Annotated in this window: 19 protein-coding genes; 1 reads left to right on the top strand and 18 read right to left on the bottom strand. The window is 38.1% G+C overall.

Features of this window, described 5'->3' with window-relative positions:
- Window positions 1–46: 46 nt before the first annotated feature.
- The 9 genes from mtrB to AC1FXZ_RS05735 all read right to left on the bottom strand — a co-directional run bounded on the left by mtrB (window position 47) and on the right by AC1FXZ_RS05735 (window position 7788).
- Window positions 47–265, bottom strand: coding sequence for a trp RNA-binding attenuation protein MtrB (gene mtrB, locus AC1FXZ_RS05695; protein WP_480051741.1), 219 nt, complete (start codon window positions 263–265; stop codon window positions 47–49).
- A gap of 326 nt (window positions 266–591) precedes the next feature.
- The gene (spoIVA, locus tag AC1FXZ_RS05700; RefSeq protein ID WP_480051742.1) at window positions 592–2070 is read right to left on the bottom strand and encodes a stage IV sporulation protein A; all 1479 of its coding nucleotides are present in this window, start codon (window positions 2068–2070) and stop codon (window positions 592–594) included.
- Window positions 2071–2426: 356 nt separating this feature from the next.
- Complete coding sequence (locus AC1FXZ_RS05705) at window positions 2427–3149, bottom strand: hypothetical protein (RefSeq protein WP_480051743.1); 723 nt, start codon at window positions 3147–3149, stop codon at window positions 2427–2429.
- Window positions 3150–3169: 20 nt separating this feature from the next.
- Entirely contained in the window at window positions 3170–3373 is a 204-nt protein-coding gene (locus AC1FXZ_RS05710) for a DUF2768 domain-containing protein (RefSeq protein WP_480051744.1), read from the bottom strand.
- Window positions 3374–3653: 280 nt separating this feature from the next.
- Window positions 3654–3920 carry a stage VI sporulation protein F gene (locus AC1FXZ_RS05715; RefSeq protein WP_480051745.1) on the bottom strand — a complete coding sequence of 89 codons (267 nt, stop codon included), beginning with the start codon at window positions 3918–3920 and terminating at the stop codon, window positions 3654–3656.
- Between the two features lie 73 nt (window positions 3921–3993).
- A complete protein-coding gene (locus AC1FXZ_RS05720; RefSeq protein ID WP_480051746.1) occupies window positions 3994–5022 on the bottom strand; it encodes an NAD(P)H-dependent glycerol-3-phosphate dehydrogenase in 1029 nt (342 codons plus the stop codon).
- Between the two features lie 24 nt (window positions 5023–5046).
- Entirely contained in the window at window positions 5047–5661 is a 615-nt protein-coding gene (gene plsY / locus AC1FXZ_RS05725; RefSeq protein WP_480051957.1) for a glycerol-3-phosphate 1-O-acyltransferase PlsY, read from the bottom strand.
- 101 nt (window positions 5662–5762) lie between these two features.
- Window positions 5763–7076 carry a ribosome biogenesis GTPase Der gene (gene der, locus AC1FXZ_RS05730; RefSeq protein ID WP_480051747.1) on the bottom strand — a complete coding sequence of 438 codons (1314 nt, stop codon included), beginning with the start codon at window positions 7074–7076 and terminating at the stop codon, window positions 5763–5765.
- A gap of 97 nt (window positions 7077–7173) precedes the next feature.
- Window positions 7174–7788, bottom strand: coding sequence for a YphA family membrane protein (locus AC1FXZ_RS05735; RefSeq protein ID WP_480051748.1), 615 nt, complete (start codon window positions 7786–7788; stop codon window positions 7174–7176).
- A 118-nt stretch (window positions 7789–7906) separates the two neighbouring features.
- Between AC1FXZ_RS05735 and AC1FXZ_RS05740 the strand changes: the two genes are divergently transcribed.
- Window positions 7907–8041 (top strand): YpzI family protein, encoded by a 135-nt coding sequence (locus AC1FXZ_RS05740; RefSeq protein WP_480051749.1) that lies wholly within the window; start codon window positions 7907–7909, stop codon window positions 8039–8041.
- A gap of 242 nt (window positions 8042–8283) precedes the next feature.
- On the opposite strand, the gene rpsA is transcribed toward AC1FXZ_RS05740, so the two are convergent.
- The 9 genes from rpsA to AC1FXZ_RS05785 all read right to left on the bottom strand — a co-directional run bounded on the left by rpsA (window position 8284) and on the right by AC1FXZ_RS05785 (window position 20874).
- On the bottom strand, window positions 8284–9444 hold the full coding sequence (rpsA, locus tag AC1FXZ_RS05745; RefSeq protein WP_480051750.1) for a 30S ribosomal protein S1: 1161 nt from the start codon (window positions 9442–9444) through the stop codon (window positions 8284–8286).
- A 100-nt stretch (window positions 9445–9544) separates the two neighbouring features.
- Window positions 9545–10129 carry a lysophospholipid acyltransferase family protein gene (locus AC1FXZ_RS05750; RefSeq protein WP_480051751.1) on the bottom strand — a complete coding sequence of 195 codons (585 nt, stop codon included), beginning with the start codon at window positions 10127–10129 and terminating at the stop codon, window positions 9545–9547.
- 1 nt (window position 10130) lies between these two features.
- A complete protein-coding gene (cmk, locus tag AC1FXZ_RS05755; protein ID WP_480051752.1) occupies window positions 10131–10808 on the bottom strand; it encodes a (d)CMP kinase in 678 nt (225 codons plus the stop codon).
- 179 nt (window positions 10809–10987) lie between these two features.
- On the bottom strand, window positions 10988–11671 hold the full coding sequence (locus AC1FXZ_RS05760; protein ID WP_480051753.1) for a flagellar brake protein: 684 nt from the start codon (window positions 11669–11671) through the stop codon (window positions 10988–10990).
- Between the two features lie 91 nt (window positions 11672–11762).
- The gene (gene ypeB, locus AC1FXZ_RS05765) at window positions 11763–13112 is read right to left on the bottom strand and encodes a germination protein YpeB (RefSeq protein WP_480051754.1); all 1350 of its coding nucleotides are present in this window, start codon (window positions 13110–13112) and stop codon (window positions 11763–11765) included.
- 18 nt (window positions 13113–13130) lie between these two features.
- On the bottom strand, window positions 13131–14222 hold the full coding sequence (locus AC1FXZ_RS05770; protein ID WP_480051755.1) for a cell wall hydrolase: 1092 nt from the start codon (window positions 14220–14222) through the stop codon (window positions 13131–13133).
- Window positions 14223–14437: 215 nt separating this feature from the next.
- Window positions 14438–17887 (bottom strand): methionine synthase, encoded by a 3450-nt coding sequence (gene metH / locus AC1FXZ_RS05775; protein ID WP_480051756.1) that lies wholly within the window; start codon window positions 17885–17887, stop codon window positions 14438–14440.
- 33 nt (window positions 17888–17920) lie between these two features.
- Window positions 17921–19756: a bifunctional homocysteine S-methyltransferase/methylenetetrahydrofolate reductase gene (locus AC1FXZ_RS05780; RefSeq protein WP_480051757.1), complete on the bottom strand. Its 1836-nt coding sequence runs from the start codon at window positions 19754–19756 to the stop codon at window positions 17921–17923.
- Entirely contained in the window at window positions 19753–20874 is a 1122-nt protein-coding gene (locus AC1FXZ_RS05785) for a methionine biosynthesis PLP-dependent protein (RefSeq protein WP_480051758.1), read from the bottom strand. Before AC1FXZ_RS05785 ends, AC1FXZ_RS05780 begins: the two co-directional genes overlap by 4 nt.
- Between the last annotated feature and the right edge of the window lie 44 nt (window positions 20875–20918).

Consider the following 20918-nt stretch of genomic DNA (forward strand, 5'->3'; position numbering starts at 1 on the left):
ATATCATAGGTTCTAACATACAATGAACATTATATGTATAAATCCCTTATTCTTCGGTATCGACTGTACCATGACTTGTTTGGATAACTGCTTTTCCTCTAATTTTCACTGCCGATGTGTGTTCAGTAAATTGAGCGATCATTACTTCACCTTTATCTAGTTTTTCCGAATGATGAAAACGAGTATCTGATCCTCGGGTTAAACCAATCACATTCACACCATTTTCTTTCGCTTTTATCACAAAAAATTCATTTTGATTACTCATCTCAACTCTCCTATCTCCTCTTCATAAGATCTACAACACATGCCCAGCATGTTCTATTTTAACATGAATTAATTGATTGCGCTCCTGTAGGTTCTATTCGTTGCTAGTCCAAACCTACATAATGTGAGCAACTCCAATACGTGGAAATCGCTCACATCTTAAAAGACATCCTTTTCATATACTAGCCAGCATAAAACTTTTTCTTTCTTGATTGCTCCATTTCTATAATAAATAATCTTAGCATAAACTGTTATTATAAAGCAAAAAGAACCCCTTTCAACAAAAAGGGGCGTTCTCTTTACTCTTTTTCACTTTATACGTTTGTACTATAAGATAATAGCAATTAGTCCCCCAGAACCTTCATTGATGATTCGCTCTAATGTTTCCTTTAGCTTATAACGAGCATTTTCCGGCATTAGTGATAATTTAGCAGAAATTCCTTCTCGAACAATAGAATTCAATGAGCGTCCAAAAATATCAGAATTCCAAATCGATAATGGATTTTCCTCGAAGTCTTGCATTAAATATCTAACGAGCTCTTCACTTTGCTTCTCAGTACCAATAATTGGAGCAAATTCAGATTCAACATCCACTTTAATCATATGAATTGATGGGGCAACAGCCTTCAATCTCACCCCAAACCGAGATCCTTGACGGATAATTTCTGGTTCATCTAGACTCATATCTGATAGAGCTGGCGCTGCTATACCATACCCAGTTTGCTTCACCATTCTTAGGGCATCAGCTACCTGGTCATACTCTTCTTTCGCATAAGCAAAATCTTGCATCAATTGAAGAAGATGGTCTTTTCCTCGGATTTCGACGCCAACAACTTCTTTTAACACTTGATCGTAAAGGTCATCTGGTGCATATAAATCAATCTCTGCGATACCTTGCCCCATCTCAATTCCTGCTAGACGGGCATCATCAATAAACTCATACTCAGCAAACTGACCGACAACACGATCGACGTCACGAAGGCGTTTAATATCTTTAACTGTTTCACGTACAGATTCTTCATAGCTTTGACGCAACCAATGTTCTTCGCGAAGTACCATAACCCAACTAGGTAGATTCACATTAACTTCATGCACTGGGAATTCATAAAGCACTTCTCTAAGTACATTATTTATATCTTGATCTGTCATGCTTTCAATGCTCATAGCAAGACATGGAATATCATACTCTTCAGCTAATTGAGCGCGTAGTTGTTCCGTATCTGGATGGTGTGGACGTACACTATTAACAACCATAATAAATGGCTTACCAACCTCTTTTAACTCTTCTACTACTCGCGCCTCTGACTCTAAATAATCTTGCCGAGGAATTTCTCCTATTGAACCATCTGTTGTAACGACAACCCCTAAAGTTGAATGCTCTTGGATAACTTTTCGAGTTCCGATTTCTGCTGCTTCCTGAAATGGGATTGGCTCCTCATACCATGGTGTATTAATCATTCGTGGACCATGCTCATCCTCATATCCCTTCGCACCAGGTACAGCATATCCTACGCAATCAACTAAGCGTACATTCACATCAAGACCATCATCAACATGAATAGAAATAGCTTGATTTGGTACAAATTTCGGCTCCGTTGTCATAATTGTCTTACCAGCTGCACTTTGAGGTAACTCATCTTGTGCACGTGCTTTTTCTGACTCATTTTCAATATTCGGGAGAACGACTAACTCCATAAATTTTTTAATAAATGTCGACTTCCCTGTACGAACTGCACCTACCACTCCGAGATAAATATCGCCGCCTGTGCGTTCAGCAATATCCTTGAAAATATCAACCTTTTCCACGTGATCCCCTCCCGATCGAGTAAAAATTTAAGTCTCAACTTCTTTCCGTAAACCTTCGACACTATCATATCTATGATGTTGTACAAGGTTTATGACAACTTTAATAGAAAGTATGAAGAAACTCGTTTTTTGGGCTACCGAGAAGGGGAAACGAAAAAATGCCCCTTCCTCTGACTATATATATCAGAGTAGAAGGAGCATTATACCAATTATATTTTAGAAGGTAGCAAAAAGATTGATTTTATCTTTTTGCTACCTTCTAAGTTAGTTAGGAATGGACTTCTCTTAACTGACTGGAGCGCGTATTAATTTCCACTTCATTACAGTTAGAATGATAAAGTGTAAAATCTATTAGTTTACCTCAGTTCCATCGCATACGTTGGTTCACCGTTTTCATCCAATACATAAGGAACACTTCGAAGAGGGACAAAAGGTGCATGCTCATATAGTATCGAGCGTATATCTTCCCCTTCGTCAAAATCATGCCCGTGTTCATTAAGCATTATATTAAGATCAATACGATAATCAATAATAATTTCCCCGTCATTTGTTAGAAGTAAAGGCAGCATAGTATCATGATAAGGACTTCTGACATGAGGAGCTTCTTTATAATTCAAAGCTTCATGATCAAGTTTAAAAAGTCCGACATCAAGCATTTCATCAATTGGAGCAAATTGATGTTGCCTCATATAGTCATTTAAACGCTGTTGCATTTGCTGAATCTCTCGCTGTGAAGTCAAATCAATTACTCTCACTTCTGGTGCTTCTTCTACATTAACAAGAACATATTGAAGCACACCTCCGTTTTCAAATGCCGTCCCAGGTGGTTGTTGTATATATCTAGGGATCAACTGGTTAAAATCAATAACATAACGTTGGTAAAGCGAAATTGTCTCATCAAAAGTACGAATCGGTAACACCCCAGTATCAGTTTGAAACTGCTCAACAGCTAGTTGAACAGATTGCAATTGATCAGGATATGCCACCCTGTTTTCAGCACGTTCTTCAGCTGGAAATAAGCAGCCACTTAAAAAAACTAAGCTTAAAACAATAAATCCGGTAAAAGTCTTTCTGTTCATGGTATTAGCTCTCCTTCTTATTACATAGTAGCCGTCGGCCCAATAATTACAATAAGAAAGACAATCCAACCTGCACCTAATAAACAAATAAACGAAAAAGCTAACACAAGTTTTTGAAGCCAACCCTTTAACTTTGATCGACTAAAAATAGCAGTTCCTGCTGAAACAAACATTAACGCAAGAGCAAAAAAGGATATCCACATACTCATCATCGCCTGTGACACGATTTATCAGCCTCCATCTTCCATTATCCATTCCACATTATAGCACAGCCTGTCCAATTTTGTCGTAATAGACTATTGGCAATTATTAAAGCTATTGTTTTATAAAAGATTGTTACCATCTCCCCTATACTTTAACATAAAAAAAGGTTGGAGAAGTGGGGGCACACTTCTCCAACTTGACGAAACCCTTCGTCTTAAAACACAGCCCTATAGTAATGTTCGTTCACTAAAAGTATATGCACGAACCACAATTTTGCTTGTGGCTTTTGCCTACACATATTTATTTTTTATTGAACATTTTTGCAAGTGAAGCAAAGTCCATTGGCATATCATTATTCGTAATTGCTTTAACAATTTGATCCTCTTTTTCTTTAGAAACATTTTTGTTAGCAAGCTTTGCTACTTGTGCAATCAGTTGCCTTACAGCTTTCTCATCTTGAAGGTTTGTATTGTTAACAGAATTCGCTAACTTCATCAAATCTTCTGGCTTAACATTGGTCTTCTTTTGAATTTGGTCCATGAAAGATGAGTCATTATTTTGAAACATGATGCGCCCTCCCTCTTTCGTAATATCACGATATCATATGCGTGATTAAGAAGAAGGTGCATGCTCAACGATTTTAATTTAGATCAATATTCAATTGTTCCACTTCGTGCTTCTTAACGCGCCCCATTAACCTCTCTGTCGCTTTCTCCGGTTGTAAACCTTCAAACAACACAGCATATAGTGCACTTGTTATAGGCATTTCAACTTCTAATTTTGTCGCTAGTTCATAGGAAGCTTTTGTCGTTCTCACACCTTCAACAATCATTCCCATGGAATCTAATACTTCTTCTAATGTCTTTCCTTCTCCGATCATATATCCAGCTCGATAATTTCGTGAATGTTCACTAGTACAAGTTACAATCAAATCTCCTAAACCTGATAGCCCTGCAAACGTTAATGGGTTAGCACCTAGTTTCATTCCCATTCTTGTAATCTCTGCTAATCCTCGTGTCATAATAGCAGCTTTTGTATTATCACCCATCCCTAGTCCCTTTGTTAACCCACAGACTAGTGCAATCGTATTTTTTAATGCGCCACCAATTTCAACCCCTACTAAATCAGGATTGGTATAAACACGGAAGTGCTGATTAATAAATAAATCTTGTGCTAATTCTGACGCTGTGTGATTTTTCGACGAAACTGCAACTGTTGTTGGTTGTCTTAAACTCACTTCTTCAGCATGACTCGGTCCAGATAAGACAACCACATCACGCAATAGACCTGTACCCTCAAACTCTTCCTCGATCATCTCTGATATTCGTTTATGAGTGCCAGGTTCTATTCCTTTACTCGCATGAATAACTGTAGCTGGTGCTGTTAAAACTTCTTTCAATTGTTTTACTGTATCCCTAACAGCTTTCGTTGGGACAACCAATAGAATGATTTCAACATCACGAGTCGTTTCCTCTAATTGATCATAGCCGACAATTCGTTCCGAAAGCGTAATATTAGGTAAATATTTTTTATTTGTATGATGATTATTAATTTCGTCAATTAGTTCTTTTCTCCTTGCCCAAAGTTTAACTTCATGATTATTATCAGCTAGAACCATTGCCAAAGCAGTTCCCCAACTGCCTGCGCCAATAACAGCAACTTTAGTCAAATCGACTCACTCCCTACCAAAATATTAAGATTTTTGTCCAATTTTACTCTCAGTTCCAGCCCATAACCGTTTTATATTTGTACGATGTCTCCAAACAGAAAGAATCGCAACAATTACAGTTAGATACACATAAATAATCGGATAGCCATAGTATTCAAAGAGAAAGTAAGAAAAAACAGGTGTTAAGATTGCAAACAAAATCGATCCTAATGATACATATCTAGTTATAAAAATACTCGCAATTGCTACAATACCAGCAAATAAAGCTGGAAAGAAAACTAGTGTTGCTAATACACCGATTGTAGTTGCCACACCTTTTCCACCACGAAACCCATAATACACCGGCCAATTATGGCCAAGTATCGCTGCAAAACCAGCTAATGCGGGCAATAAACCTACTTCATCAGGGGCAATTAACACCCCAATCCACACAGCAACAATTCCTTTTAATACATCTAATGCTAAAACAGAAATCGCAGGGCCTAATCCTAACACTCTCAATGTGTTTGTTGCTCCTGCATTCCCACTTCCATGCTGGCGAATATCAACCTTTTTAATTTTTTTTGCAATAATATAACTAAAACTAAGAGAACCTAATAGGTATCCAATCAAAATAGAAAAAATAAGTGCAATAATCATCGTACTTCCCCCACCTCTAACTCTCCCTTCTTTAAACAATGACAAACGAATGTACGACATGAAGCAAGCTCACATGCCGTAATTTCGTTTGCTACAGACTATTATACATTTTTCTTTCTAGCAAATATTTTTATCGGTGTTCCTTCAAAATTAAATGTTGCTCGCAAACGATTTTCCAGAAAGCGTTCATAAGAAAAGTGCATTAGTTCAGGTTCATTAACGAAGAAAACAAACGTTGGAGGTTCAACAGCCACTTGTGTTACATAATTAATCTTCAATCGCTTACCTTTATCTGTAGGCGTTGGATTCATGGCCACAGCATCCATAATCATATCGTTTAACACATTTGTTGCTACTCGTAGATGGTGATTTTCAGATACATTCTTTACCATCGGTAATACTTGGTGGAGTCGTTGTTTCGTTTTGGCAGAAACAAACAAGATTGGTGCATAAGTTAAAAACAAAAGTTCATCTCGCAATTTCTGTTCAAAGTTCTTCATAGTCTTATCATCTTTTGCAACGGCATCCCACTTGTTTACAACGATCACAACAGCACGCCCAGCTTCATGAGCATAACCTGCAATTTTCTTATCCTGTTCAATCAGTCCTTCTTCAGCGTTAATTACAACAAGAACAACATTTGATCGTTCAATGGCTTTAAGAGAACGTAATACACTATACTTTTCTGTTGCCTCGTACACCTTGCCTCGTTTGCGCATACCAGCAGTATCAATCAGTACATATTCCTGTTCATCACGCGTAAAAGGTGTATCAATCGCGTCACGGGTTGTTCCAGGAATATTACTTACAATCACCCGTTCTTCTCCAAGCATTGCATTCACAATTGAAGACTTACCAACATTAGGTCGTCCAATTAAAGATATGCGAATCGTGTCCTCATCATACGGATCTTCCTCTTCAGCTGGAAAATGTTTAATAACTTGATCAAGTAAATCACCTAAGCCTAACCCATGAGAACCAGAAATCGGATAGGGAGTGTCCATCCCTAATGAATAGAATTCATACAATTCTTCCTGCATATCTGGATTATCGATTTTATTAACTCCTAATACAACAGGCTTGTCTGATCTAAATAGGATTTTTGCCACTTCTTGGTCAGCACTTGTTACCCCTTCACGGCCGTTCACGATAAAAATAATAACATCAGCTTCTTTTATCGCAAGTTCTGCTTGAGCCCTCATTTGAACGAGCAATGGTTCATCCCCTAATTCTATCCCACCAGTGTCAATAATGTTGAATTCACGATTTAACCATTCACCTTTACTATAAATACGATCACGAGTAACTCCAGGCATATCTTCGACAATCGCAACTCGTTCTCCTACTATTCGATTAAAAATCGTTGACTTCCCTACATTAGGACGTCCGACTATCGCTACAATAGGCTTTGTCATAACGTCACAACCTTTCTTTTTACTATGTAAATGTATTCCATCTTGCTTGCAACTAATTTATTTTACTTGATTTAAGTAACCTTGTCGACTGCTAGTTTCACGAACTCTGTTTTAATATGTCTGTTCTTTCTTCCTTTATAATAGTTTTACTAAGTTGGATAGAAAGTCGTTTTAATGTCCAACCAGTACCAAATAATAAGCTTACAATGGCTATCACATCAAAAATATACAGACTCCCAATAATATAGGGCATTTGAAGTTGATGTTGAATAAAACTCCCCACCAAAAGTTCTCCTTGTATAAGACCAGATAAAGCTAAAAGCAGACGATGTCTAAGAGTCAACGAAAAGAAAAATGCAATAATGGCGACAATCCCCCCCACCATCCAACGACTATCAATAAATTCAACAACAGGATCAAAAATGAGTATCATTTCAAACCCAGCGTAAGCCGCAGCAATTGTAGTCGATGCAACTAGCGAAAGAAATATGTTAACATGTTTCACTTGTTTCAACTGCCAGTATAAATAGATAGAAAATAGGAAATAGACAACATGAAAAGATGTATTTGCAATAACAAAAGTTTGGGGCAGTAATATTAATAATAGCAATAGACATATCGCATCCCAAAACCTCTTTTTTGACTTCGGCCATATAAAAGTAATAATTGCCCAAAGTCCCCACCCAATCCAATAAACAAATACACCTTCCATTCTTCTACCTACCTCCTTCACCTTAAGTATCGACTAAGTATGGTTATTCTAACCATATAAATACATGAAATACACCAATGGTGACACAATAAAATAGATGACAAAGGAGGGATGTTCAATGGGAAAAGATCGACAACAACAAAAATTAAAAAAATCAGGAAGAGTTGAATCAGATCGCGATCAAAGTTTAGATTACCCAGGAGCTGCTAAGATGCAAAACGCAGAACAAGCAAGAAAACAACAACGCCCATAACGGTCTACCTTATTTTTCCTTCAATCAGTAACGAAACCATCCTTATAGAGGTAGTTTGCATAACTACCTCTATATTAGAAAGTCTCTCACCTATTGATCTCAATTTCAGACCTCTCACCTCTAGCAGGAGTCAAGAAACAATAAAATCGGCAAACTTAACTTAAGTTCACCGATTTTTATTAAAACCAAACATTATTATGAAACAAATACTGATAACCTAGAAATGAATATTTAGTTATTCATTAATTCTTATATTTCTTTAATTGGTCACCAATCATATCTCCAAGAGAGAAGCCACCTGACTCTTCTTCAGCTTGTGATGCTTCATACTGTTTAAAGTCAGCATCGCCCGACTCTTCCTCTTCAAGTAGTTCACGGATACTTAAAGAGATACGCTTTTCTTCGATACTAACATCAAGAACTTTCACATCAACCTTATCTCCTTCTGTTAATACTTCCGAAGGTGTTCCAATGTGTCGGTTGGCAATTTGAGAAATATGAACCAAGCCTTCGACGCCAGGTGCTAACTCAATAAATGCACCAAATGAAACGAGGCGTCGTACAGTTCCTTCAAGAACATCCCCAGCTCTCACCTTACCAGTGAAGCTTTCCCACGGGCCAGGTAATGTATCCTTGATTGATAATGAAACACGTTCACTATCTTCATCAACAGATAGAATTTTTACTTTAACAACGTCACCTTCACGTACAACATCAGAAGGCGTTTCAACACGGTGGTGAGCAAGTTGAGAGATATGTACTAAACCATCAACACCACCAACATCAACAAAAACACCAAAATCTGTTAAACGTTGTACTTTCCCTTCAACAACGTCTCCAGCTTTTAACGATTGCAGTACATTTCGTTTCTTCTTTTCAACCTCTTCATCAAGTACCACACGCTGCGATAGAATAAGTTTATTGTTTTCTTTATCAAGTTCAGCCACTTTCAAACGTAAAATACGGCCTTTATAATCTGAAAAGTCTTCTACAAAATGACGTTCAACTAATGAAGCTGGAATAAAGCCTCTTACGCCTACATCAACAACGAGTCCACCTTTTACAACATCAGCAACTTCTACCTCAAGGATTTGGCCAGACTCATAAGCTTGTTGAAGCTCGTCCCATGCTTTCTCAGCTTCTACAGCTCGCTTAGAAAGGATGAGCTCATCGTCCTCTACTTTCAGAACCTTCAATTCAAGCTCATCGTCAACTGAAAGAACATCGCTTACTTTCTCTACATGTAAACTTGATAATTCACTAATAGGAATTATCCCATCGACTTTAAAGCCCACATCGACAAACGCTTGTTTATCTTCGACTTTTGTCACCTTACCCGTTACAATGTCTCCTTCAGAAAAAGACTTCATTTCTGTCACTTCATTGTTCATTTCTTCGACCATTGACTTTTGCCTCCTTCAATCCCCGCAGTCTAGTAGCGGCAACTCACTATTATTTTTAACTATCTTTCACAACAAGCGAAAGAAAATTTATTACTTAAGCTTATAGGCTATGATTGTTAATTAATTTTTTAATCTCACCCATAATACGTTCAGTTGCTTCTTCTGCTGATGCTTTTTGTTCTCTCATTTCACTGAAATCAATTGGTTTTCCATATACTAATTTAAGTGGCTGACGCCTTCTATAGGGACCAATAATCGCACAAGGAATAACCTCGGCCTCTGTTCTTAATGCGAAAAAACCAGCCCCTGTCAATCCTTTTCCTAATTCACCATCTTTACTTCTTGTTCCTTCTGGAAATAAACCTATCATTCGGCCTTCTTTTAATAGCTTTAGAGCTGTGCGTATCGCTTGTTTATCGCTCATCCCTCTCCGTACAGGAAACGCCCCTAATTTAGGCAGGAGCCCTTTTAATATAGGCTTTTCGAAAAGTTCTTGCTTTGCCATATAATGTAACGGACGCTTTATGTAGGCACCTAGTAAAGGGGGGTCAAAATTATGAATATGGTTGCAACAAAGAATTGTTGCTCCGTTCTCAGGAATATTTTCCTTACCAATTACCTCAACTTTATAAGAAGATGAAAGAAAGATTCTACTTACTTGCTGACCAAACTGATAAATGCCCATATTAATTTGCCCTTTCTTTCGCTAGCTTTATAATAATTTCTATCACTTCGGGAATTGATAGAGCTGTTGAATCAATTTCAATTGCATCATTAGCTTTCTTTAATGGAGCAAAAGATCTTGTTGAATCTAATTCGTCGCGACGAGCTATATCTTTCTTTAATTGTTCAAGTTCTGACTCAATCCCTTTTTTCTTTTGCTCTTCATAACGTCTTCTAGCTCTTTCTTCTACCGAAGCAGTTAAAAACACTTTCAATTTAGCTTCTGGCAATACATATGTTCCTATATCTCTTCCATCTAGTACTGCCTGGCCATTTTCAGCAAGCTTTCGTTGTCTTTCAACCATCTCAATTCGAACCACTTCATGACTAGAAACCAATGAAACATTGGATGTAACGTCCTTAGTTCGAATGGCTTCGGTTACATCCTCGTTGTTTAAAAGTACTCGCACACCTTCTTCATCATGTTCAAGTTGGATTGTACTTTCATCTAATAATTTTTTTAAGGAACTTTCATCCTGAAGATTTATTTCTTTTTGCAAGGCTGCAAATGTTAGAGCTCGATACATGGCACCAGTATCGATATAGAGAAAGCCAAGCTTTTCTGCAACTGATTTGGCAACCGTACTTTTCCCTGCTCCTGCAGGACCATCAATTGCAATGTTCATCTTATCGTTGTTCATCTACTAATACACCCCATATAAAATACAAACAATTGAAAGTGTTTACATTACCTTCTAATTGTTCTCATTTTATCATAATTTTAGTTATTGGTCTAACTATAAAAAGTCATATCACCCTTACTGATAAGATGAATCTCCACTAAGAAAATATAGTTCATCTATTTATGGATAACCTACTTTCAATTATTTCCTGCTTCGTATTTTCGCCGGAATGCAACTTGTCTTTCAAAACAATATCTAATTACTTTTTGTTGATCTCGCTCATCAAGATCAAGAAACTGCAAAGAGGCACGATCCCTCGTTTCTTTACGCGGCCTAAAAACTCGCACAATTTTACACAAAGCTCTCACATATACAATATCACCTGATTGCATATGCAAAACCAGATAAAGATTGACCTCTCCACTAACGGGAAACGATTTATCAGGTGGTACAACAATGGCACATCCTCCACCACTCAAATCAATCGTTACCGTTGTAAATGGCGAAAACTCCTCATTTACTGGATGGACCGCTGCATCCACCGCTGTCTCTACTCGTACATAATTACGTCTTTGAATACGAATATACTTATCTTTACCTGGGTTTCTTAAAAGTAGAACTGGAATATTCCCTTTTCTTCTTCCGACAATTTCAGTGTCAAAAGCATAAATAGCTGTATCATCATCAGCTATAAATGATGCTCTAAATTCTGTCCCATCAAAAAAAAAGCTTGGTTTACCTGTTTCTTCATTTATTGGGTAGTCAATTACATAAGTCGACTTATCTTTGTCAACGAGCCTACATTTATAACGCAGCGATTTTTTTTCGGAATCTTTTCTCTCTTGTAACTCTAAGAAAATAGTCGAACCAATTTTAATCACCTTCTTTACTCCTCCCCTATATTTCTAGTTCTTCCTATTATCTCATGAATATGCAAAAAGAAGAAGCATCTCCTGCTTCTTCTTTTGCCCGTTATGAAAAATCATATACTGGTTCAGACTGATTTAGGCGAGTAACCTTTTCCTCTTCTCCATCTTTTGCATTAATGAAAATCCGGTACGTTTCATCATCTATAACACCATAATATTCATAACAAAGTACCTCTTGACCTAAATCATTTTCAATAACAGCAAGATGGTCTTCCATAACCTCTAGGCGAGGGTTTAAATTTTCTCTTGCTTCTTCATTAGTTAATTCAGGTTTAGGAATATCTCTTTCTTTATGATGAATTAAATAACTTTTCGCTTCGTATCCAATAACATCTCCATCGTCAAGTGCAACCTCCAGCCGAATTAGATCAGGATAGACACGGACATTATCCTCAAGATGAACAAATTCTAACATCGCAATTGAATCGTATTGCTTACTATCTATCAATTGCATATCCTCTTTGTCATGCTCTTTCAAATAATCTTCAGCAATTTCAGCTGCTTTATTTAAACTTATGTCGACATCTTCAATTTGACGTTCTTGCAAAAACCAAATTGGTTCCCCACCATTCTCACTCATATCCATGTAGTAGTTAGTCTGGTGTTCCGGATCATCTACAACAATTGTATATGCTGGGTATTCTAAACCATTACCCGTTTCTGCAACATGAACGTTAGTGGCTTCGTCAACATCTAAATATTCGCGAGCAATTTTTTCAGCTTCTTCTTTCGAAACAGGCTCTCCATCCAATGCCTCTTTCAATTCACCGTTTAAATCGTCAATAGAAGCCAGCGATGCCCCCCATTCGGTTTCACTATAACTTTGAATTGATTTATTCATTACCTCTAAATTCTTTACAATCATATTACTCATAGGTTCTTGTGTGGCGCGCATTTCTGCTTCAATATCAATCCATTGGTCGCCGTTTGCTAGCATCATCGCTTGAGATTCACGAACTTCTTCTCTAATATCTTTTGAATAGCCATATAACTTTTCTAATGTTTCATATTCTTGATCAGTTAGTGGTTCTTTATCTAAGTCACGAATTGATGTTCTGTAGCTAAATCTACCTAATTTGTATAAAAATTCTTCTGTTTTCCCTAAATCGACAGAACTTAGTGGGAGTTGCCCGATATTTTCTTGCGCTAAGCTAACAATTCTCCAAACATCAGCTAATGCTGGTGTTAATTGACGCCTGGAATTCATAGCTAAAGAGGCACCTAACTGATCCTCGATTTGATCCATATGGAAAGCCAGTTCATGAAACGCTCTTTGGTAATTATTTTCTGCTGTTATTTTTAGAACTTGTTTTTCTTCTCGTTCCTGAAAGCCCCAAATCCCAGTCGCAACAACAGCAACAGCTAACAATCCTATTACAATATTTCGTACCATATTATTCACCTCCAAAAATTAATGACAGAAAATATGTTTTCCAATTTTTTTAATTTGTGGTCTAGTCCAAATCCAACCCGATGTAGCTGTATCCGGATTAAAATAATATAGAGCATTTCCAGAAGGGTCTTGACCATTTATTGCATCAATAACAGCACGACGAGCAGTTTCATTTGGCTCCATATAAATTTGTCCATCTGCAACCGCTGTAAACGCACGAGGCTCAAAAATAACCCCTGAAGCCGTATTCGGAAATGTCGGACTATTGATACGGTTGATAATAACTGCTGCCACTGCCACTTGACCTACATAAGGTTCACCACGCGCTTCGCCGTAAACGGCTTGAGCCATAATTTGGATATCGTTCTCTGAGTAACCAGCTGGAACATTCGTTGCCTTTTGAATATTTGCTTCATTATCCTGTTCTTCAGGTTCTTCCGGATAAGGAACAGGTTCTTCTGGTGCCGGACTTGGTGTTTCTGGTGTCGGCTCTTCAGCTGGTGCCGGACTTGGTGTTTCTGGTGCCGGTTCTTCAGCTGGTGTTGGACTTGGTGTTTCTGGTGCCGGTTCTTCAGCTGGTGCTGGACTTGGTGTTTCTGGTGCCGGTTCTTCAGCTGGTGTTGGACTTGGTGTTTCTTCTCTAGGTCCCTCAGCTTGGTCTTTTCTCGGCGTTTCCTTTTGTTCCTGTTTTTCTACTTTATCGCGACTACCTTTTGGTCCTTTTTGAATGTCCTTCGGCGTACCACCGTAATGAGTAAATTTTCTTCCTTCATTAAGAGCTTTCTTGACAAATTCTTCGTTATAATTTGTTGCTCTTTCTAACATATCTTTCATTTTCGGACCTACTAAACCATCTACTTCTAAACCAAATTCCTCTTGGAAGTTTCGAACAGCCCAATAAGTTCCCCAGTCATATACTCCATCAATTGTTCCATTGTAAAATCCATTATACTGAAGGCGAGCTTGTAGCTCGACTACATCATCACCAGTAGCCCCTCTTTGAATGATTTGATCTGTAAAGGCGTGAGTACTAGAAGTGTTCATAATCAATCCAATACAAACTAATGTCATTATTAGTGGAACCTTAAATGAAAACAGATTACGTTTCATGTTGTAGACCTCCTTATGTTCGTGTTATCTGTTTCATGACATCCTTATTGGGTCATGATTGATATGGATAGTGTTTGTTTTCAACCTAGTTTTATACAAATTCTTATCAATAACTTACCAATATGAAGCCTAAACATTTCCTAAATACCTTGATAAACAAGTTTTCGCAACAAAAAAACTGTTGAGAATACTTTTCTCAACAGTTTTTTATAACACTATAGTACGTTAAAGTAACGTCCTTCCGGATGGGCAAACACCATTGCCGTAACAGAAGCTTCCGGTTCCATCATATACCCCTCCGTTAATTGAATTCCTATCTTTTCAGGTTTCAGCAGCTTAAATAATTTTTCTTGGTCTTCAAGATTAGGACAAGCTGGGTACCCAAACGAAACACGAACACCTTGATATTTAGCAGCAAATCTTTCATTCATAGACATATCAGCAGAATCAGGGAATCCCATCCGATCGCGCATTTGCTGATGGAGACGTTCTGCAAACCCTTCAGCAACCTCTAATGCAGTCGCTTGTATTAAATGACTATATAAATAATCACCATCTCGCTTCGCTTGATCTGCTAATTCTCGAACGCCTCCTCCTGCTGTAACAGCAAGGAAACCTACATAATCCATTTCACCACTAGCTTTTGGTCTTATGTAGTCAGCTAAACATAAAAATGGTTTTTGATTTTGACGAGGAAATGAAAATCGCTCTATTTCCGTTTTATGATCATTTGGATCATAAATAATAATATCATTCCCATCAGCTTGAGCTGGGAAGAATTGATACATTCCATGAGCTTGAATCAGTTGGTTTTTCTTAACCTGGATTAGAAATTCGTCGACTTTCTCTTTCAATTCAACCGCTCGTTTGTCTTTTTCCTCAAGAAGCCTACTAACCTTTCCCTGAAGTCCAAGGTGACGTCCAAGAAGCATCTGCATATTTATATACGGTTCTAGATGAGACAGTTTGTAATCACGTAATATATGCGCATCTAAATCTGTTGGGGTATAGATCGGACCATCTCGCTTCACATCAGACTGGACATTTTCTGCAATTGGTCTTTCATTCACTTGTTTACGCTCGGGTTGTCGTACAGCTTCTTTTTTCGCCCTAGCTTCAGCTAATTCCTTCGCAAGTAGTTCGCGTTCTGCTGGCTTAGCAAGCCGATTGGCTATGTCTAACCCATTCATAGCATCTTTTGCATATAGGACAAGCCCATCGTATTCTGCTGCTATTTTTGTATCGGTGAATTTTCGCGTAAGTGCAGCCCCTCCCACCAATATCGGAATAGAAATATTTTGTTGGCGCAAATCTTGTGCCGTCAAAACCATTTGTTGGGCAGACTTTACAAGAAGTCCTGACAAACCAACAGCATCTGGATTTTCTCTTTTTACCGCCTCAATTAATTCATTAGACGTTACTTTTATCCCTAGATTTACAATCTTAAAACCGTTGTTCCCTAAAATGATTTCTACTAGGTTCTTACCAATATCATGAACATCACCTTTAACGGTTGCGAGTAAAATCTTTCCTTTACCATTATCATTTTCTTTCTGTTCCATATGAGGTTCAAGATGAGCAACGGAAGCCTTCATCACTTCAGCGCTTTGGAGAACTTCAGCAACAATTAATTCATTGTTATTAAACAATCTCCCCACTTCATCCATCCCTACCATGAGGGGACCATTGATGATATCTAATGGATCTGAGTACTTAGAAAGCGCCTCATTTAAATCCTCTGCCAGTCCTTCTTTTGTTCCCTCGATAATGTATGAGGCTAACCGCTCCTCAAGTGTTAAATTTGCATTATCAACCTTTTTCTCTGCTTTTTTTCCACGGTAAAAAGCCGTAAATTCAGCAAGTGTTTCATCATTTGTATTAAATAACAATTTGCTTGCCATTTCTTTTTCTTCATCTGAAATTGATGCATACCTCTCAAGTTTTTCAGTATTTACAATCGCATAATCAAGTCCAGCTTGAGTACAATGATACAAATATACAGCATTCAACACTTCACGTCCGACAGGTGGCAATCCGAAAGAAACATTACTAACCCCTAAAATCGTTAAACATTTCGGAAGAGCTTCTTTTATAAGGCGTATCCCCTCCACTGTCGCATTCGCTGATCCAATATATTGTTCATCACCTGTACCAACTGGAAACACAAGTGGATCAAAGATAATATCTTCTGCTTTAAGTCCATATTTATTAACAAGTAAATCATGAGAACGTTTGGCGATTTCCAATTTCTTTTCTGCTGTTACTGCCATCCCATCTTCATCAATTGTTCCTACAACGACAGCAGCTCCGTATTTTTTCACGATTGGAATAACAGCTTCAAAGCGTTCTTCACCATCTTCTAAATTAATCGAATTAATAATTGCCTTTCCTTGTGAGTAGGTTAAGGCTTTCTCAATCACTTTTTCATCCGTTGAATCAATCATAAGTGGTACTTTCACTTTATTTACAAGGTATTGAAGGAAGTTCTCCATATCTTCTAATTCATCGCGATCAGGGTCAGCTAAACATGCGTCAATGACATGTGCTCCTTTTTTCACTTGAGCTCGGGCAATTTCAGAAGCTTCTTCAAATTTCCCTTCTGCAATCAACCGTTTAAACTTTCTTGAACCAATTACATTTGTTCGCTCACCAACAAACAATGGGCGCATACTATCGTCATAAATCAAAGGTTCAATTCCAGAGACAGCGTGATTATGTTCTGTATTTACTTCTCTTGGTTTAAATCCTTTTGTTGCTTCAACCATCGCACGAATATGGTCTGGTGTTGTTCCACAACATCCTCCCACAATATTCAACCAACCCTTTTCAGCAAATCCACGTAACTTTGTCGCGAGTGATTCTGGCGATTCATGATAATGACCTTCTTCATCCGGGAGCCCTGCATTAGGGTAGCAACTTACAAATGTTGTTGCTAATTCAGAAAGTGAACGAATATGATCTCTCATAAATTCCGGTCCTGTTGCACAATTCAACCCGACTACAGCAGGATTCATGTGTTCTAACGATAAATAAAACGCCTCAATATTTTGCCCGGCTAACGTAGTCCCCATTGGTTCAATAGTCCCTGAGATAAAAATCGGTAATTTTTGATTCATTTCTTCAAAAGCGCGATTAATCCCAATATATGCAGCTTTAACATTACGCATATCTTGACTTGTTTCAAGTAGAATCACATCTGCTCCACCACGGATTATTCCACGAGCTTGTTCATGATAAGATTCAATCAATTTTTCAAATGTAACTCCACCAGTTACTGATAGAGATTTTGTTGTTGGACCCATCGCTCCTGCTACAAACCGTGGCCATTCCGGAGTTGAATATTCTTCTGCCACCTTTTTCGCAATCGCTGTAGCAACACGACTTAACTCTTCTGCTTTATATCCAAGATCATAATCATCCAGAACAATGTCTGTCGACCCGAACGTGTTCGTTTCAATAATATCTGCGCCCGCTTCTAAATACGCACGGTGAATATTCTCAACGACGTGAGGTGCTGTTTCATTTAAATACTCATTACACCCTTCGTATTCTTCTCCCCCAAAATCTTCAGCTGTTAACTCTGCCTGTTGAAGCATCGTTCCCATTGCACCATCTAAGATGAGGATTCTCTTTTCTAACTGTTGTTCAAACAAAGACTTAACCATATGTCCGTCCTTTCTACTTCCACGCTTACTTTTTTATCTTCCTTGCTTTAAGAGCCTTTTTGATTCAATATAATGCGTTAACTCCACTGTCATTTCATAACGCAAAAATGGAGTGATTAAATAGATCCCATTAAAATATGTTAAAGCTGCATCAATTAAGGACTTAGCTATTTTAATCCCTTCATTTGCCGACGCAATTCGGTCTTCTCCACATGCAGCCATTGCTGAGCGTATTTCATCTGTTAACTTAATACCAGGAACTTCATTGTGCAAAAATTCAGCATTGCGAGTTCCTGTTAATGGCATAATTCCAATGTATATAGGTTCGTCAATATGCTTAGTCTCTTTTGCTAAAGCTTCAATTTGAGCTTCACTATAAATAGGCTGTGTCATAAAATAATCAGCGCCACTGTCAATCTTCTTCTCCATTCTTTTTACTGCTTTATCCAAATGTCTAACATTCGGGTTAAAAGCAGACCCTATTGAAAAATTGGCTTTTTGACCAAGTTCTTTCCCTGAGAACGAGATGCCTTCATTCAATTGTTTGATTAGAGAAATCAATTGAAATGAACTCACATCATAGACAGATGTAGCTCCTGGGAAATCACCAATCTTAGTTGGATCTCCCGTAATCGCTAAAATATCATCAATCCCTAATGCATTAAGTCCCATCAAGTGAGATTGCAAACCAATAAGATTCCGATCACGACAAGTGATATGTACGAGTGGCCTCGCTTTTACTTGCTCCTTAATCATTGCCCCGAGTGCTAAATTATCAACTCTTGGAGAGGCAAGGGAGTTATCAGCCATTGTAATAGCATCCACACCTGCATCTTTTAGAGCTTTTGCTCCTTCCATAAAGCGATTTGTATTTAATTTCTTCGGAGGATCAAGCTCTACGATGACAGATCTACGTTCCTTAACAATGTCTGTTAAAGGCTTTTGTTTTCTCGGAATTTCAATTGACTCACGAATAAAACGAGTAAGTGGTTTTACTTTTTTCGTTGCAACAGGGTCTGTCTCATCTCTAACTTTAGCAAACGCCTCGATATGAGCAGGAGTTGTTCCACAACAACCTCCTAATAAACGTACACCTTGTTTAATAAACTTTTCACCCATAGCCTGAAAGTAATCAGCGTTCGATTGATAAAATACTCGACCATCCCGAACATCAGGAAGACTCGCATTCGGGTACGCTGAAAGATAAGCATTGTCGGGGATAGCAACTGTTTCAAATGACCTCAGCATATGAAATGGGCCTGTCCGACAATTTAAACCTACGACATCAGCACCTGAAGCAATCAGTTGATCAAATGCATCCGAGACTGAAATACCTCCATTCATCACACCGATGTCTCCAATAGCCAGATTAATAATAATTGGTGCATTCGTTAACTTTCTAGCAAGAGTGATTGCCATTTTCGCTTCCTCTAAGTCATAGAATGTCTCTAGTAGTAGACCATCGACTCCTTCTTGCAAAAGCACATTCATTTGTTCACGAAAAGCTGCCTCGATTTCATCCAAGCTCCAATCATCAAGCTCGAAGCGCCTTATTCCTCCAATAGTGCCCAAAACATAAGCTTGGTCACCAGCCGCTTTTCTTGCTAGACGAACAGCCTCACGGTTTAACTTTTGAACTTCATTATTTAATCCGTACTTTTCAAGTTTTAGTGAATTTGCAGCATACGAATTCGTCTGAATAACATCCGCACCAGCTTCAACATACTTTTTGTGTGTTTGAATGACTTTTTCTGGTGCAGTTATATTAACCTCCTCAAAGCAATGATCAAACCCTTGTTCATAAAGCAATGTCCCCATCGCTCCGTCCCCAATAAGAACTTTGTTGGCTAATTGTTCAAGTAAACTCATTCACTCTCCCTCTCTTTCACATAGCGAAATGCTTGCTCTAGATCTGCGATTAAATCTTCGCTATGTTCAATTCCAACTGAAAAACGCAACAATCGATTACAAACACCATTAGCAATACGAACCTCTTCTGGAATGTCCATGTGTGTTTGGGTTGCAGGATATGTCATTAGACTTTCAACCCCACCTAAACTCTCTGCAAATGAAACCAATTTTAACTGTTGTAAAAATGGATTCACCCACTCTTCTTTTAAAATCCTAAATGAAAGCATACCACCCTTACCAGGGTACAGTACTTCCGTGATTCCATCTTGCTTTTTCTCTAAATACTCCACAATTGCCTTTGCATTCTCTTCATGTTTTTCCATACGTAAAGCCAGTGTTTTCATTCCTCTTAGTAATAAATATGAATCAAATGCTGATAACGTTGCTCCAATACCATTATGATAATACGCAATACGCTCACAAAGGTGTTCTCCTTTTGCTGCAATCAAACCAGCAACAACATCATTATGTCCGCCTAAGTACTTTGTTGCGCTATGTATAACAATGTCGGCACCCTCTACTAATGGTTGCTGCAAAAGCGGTGTATAAAATGTGTTATCAACAATCAACAGTAACTGATGCTTCCTCGCTAAATTGGCCAAATCTGGAATTGACGCTTCTTGCATCAAAGGATTAGTCGGTGTTTCGATAAATAACGCTTTTGTCTTTTCAGTTATACGACTCTCAAATTTCTCTATGTTTCTTGGGTCTTCAAATGCAAACGTTAACCCCCAACGATTCCATCCTTGTTCAAACAAGCGATACGTACCACCATATAAGTCTTGAGATGCTAATATTTCATCACCTTGCTCAAAAAGTGAGAGGACCGTCTGAATGGCTCCCATACCAGAACTACAAGCAAAGCCCCTATCGCCTTCCTCGAGCTTAGCTATTGCTTGTTCAACAACCTCCCGAGTCGGATTTCCTGTTCTTGCATAATCATATCCAGTAGATTCTCCTATTCCTGTATGTCTATATGCTGTTGACAAATAAATCGGTGTATTAATAGTTCCAGTTGGATTACTTGATCGGTTACCTAATTGAACTAAAATCGTTTCTAATTTTTCTCTACTCATCTCTAATACCTCCAATAACAATAAAAACCACCTTCTAAAATAAG

The organism is Halalkalibacter sp. HAAS-P014, from assembly GCF_056619965.1.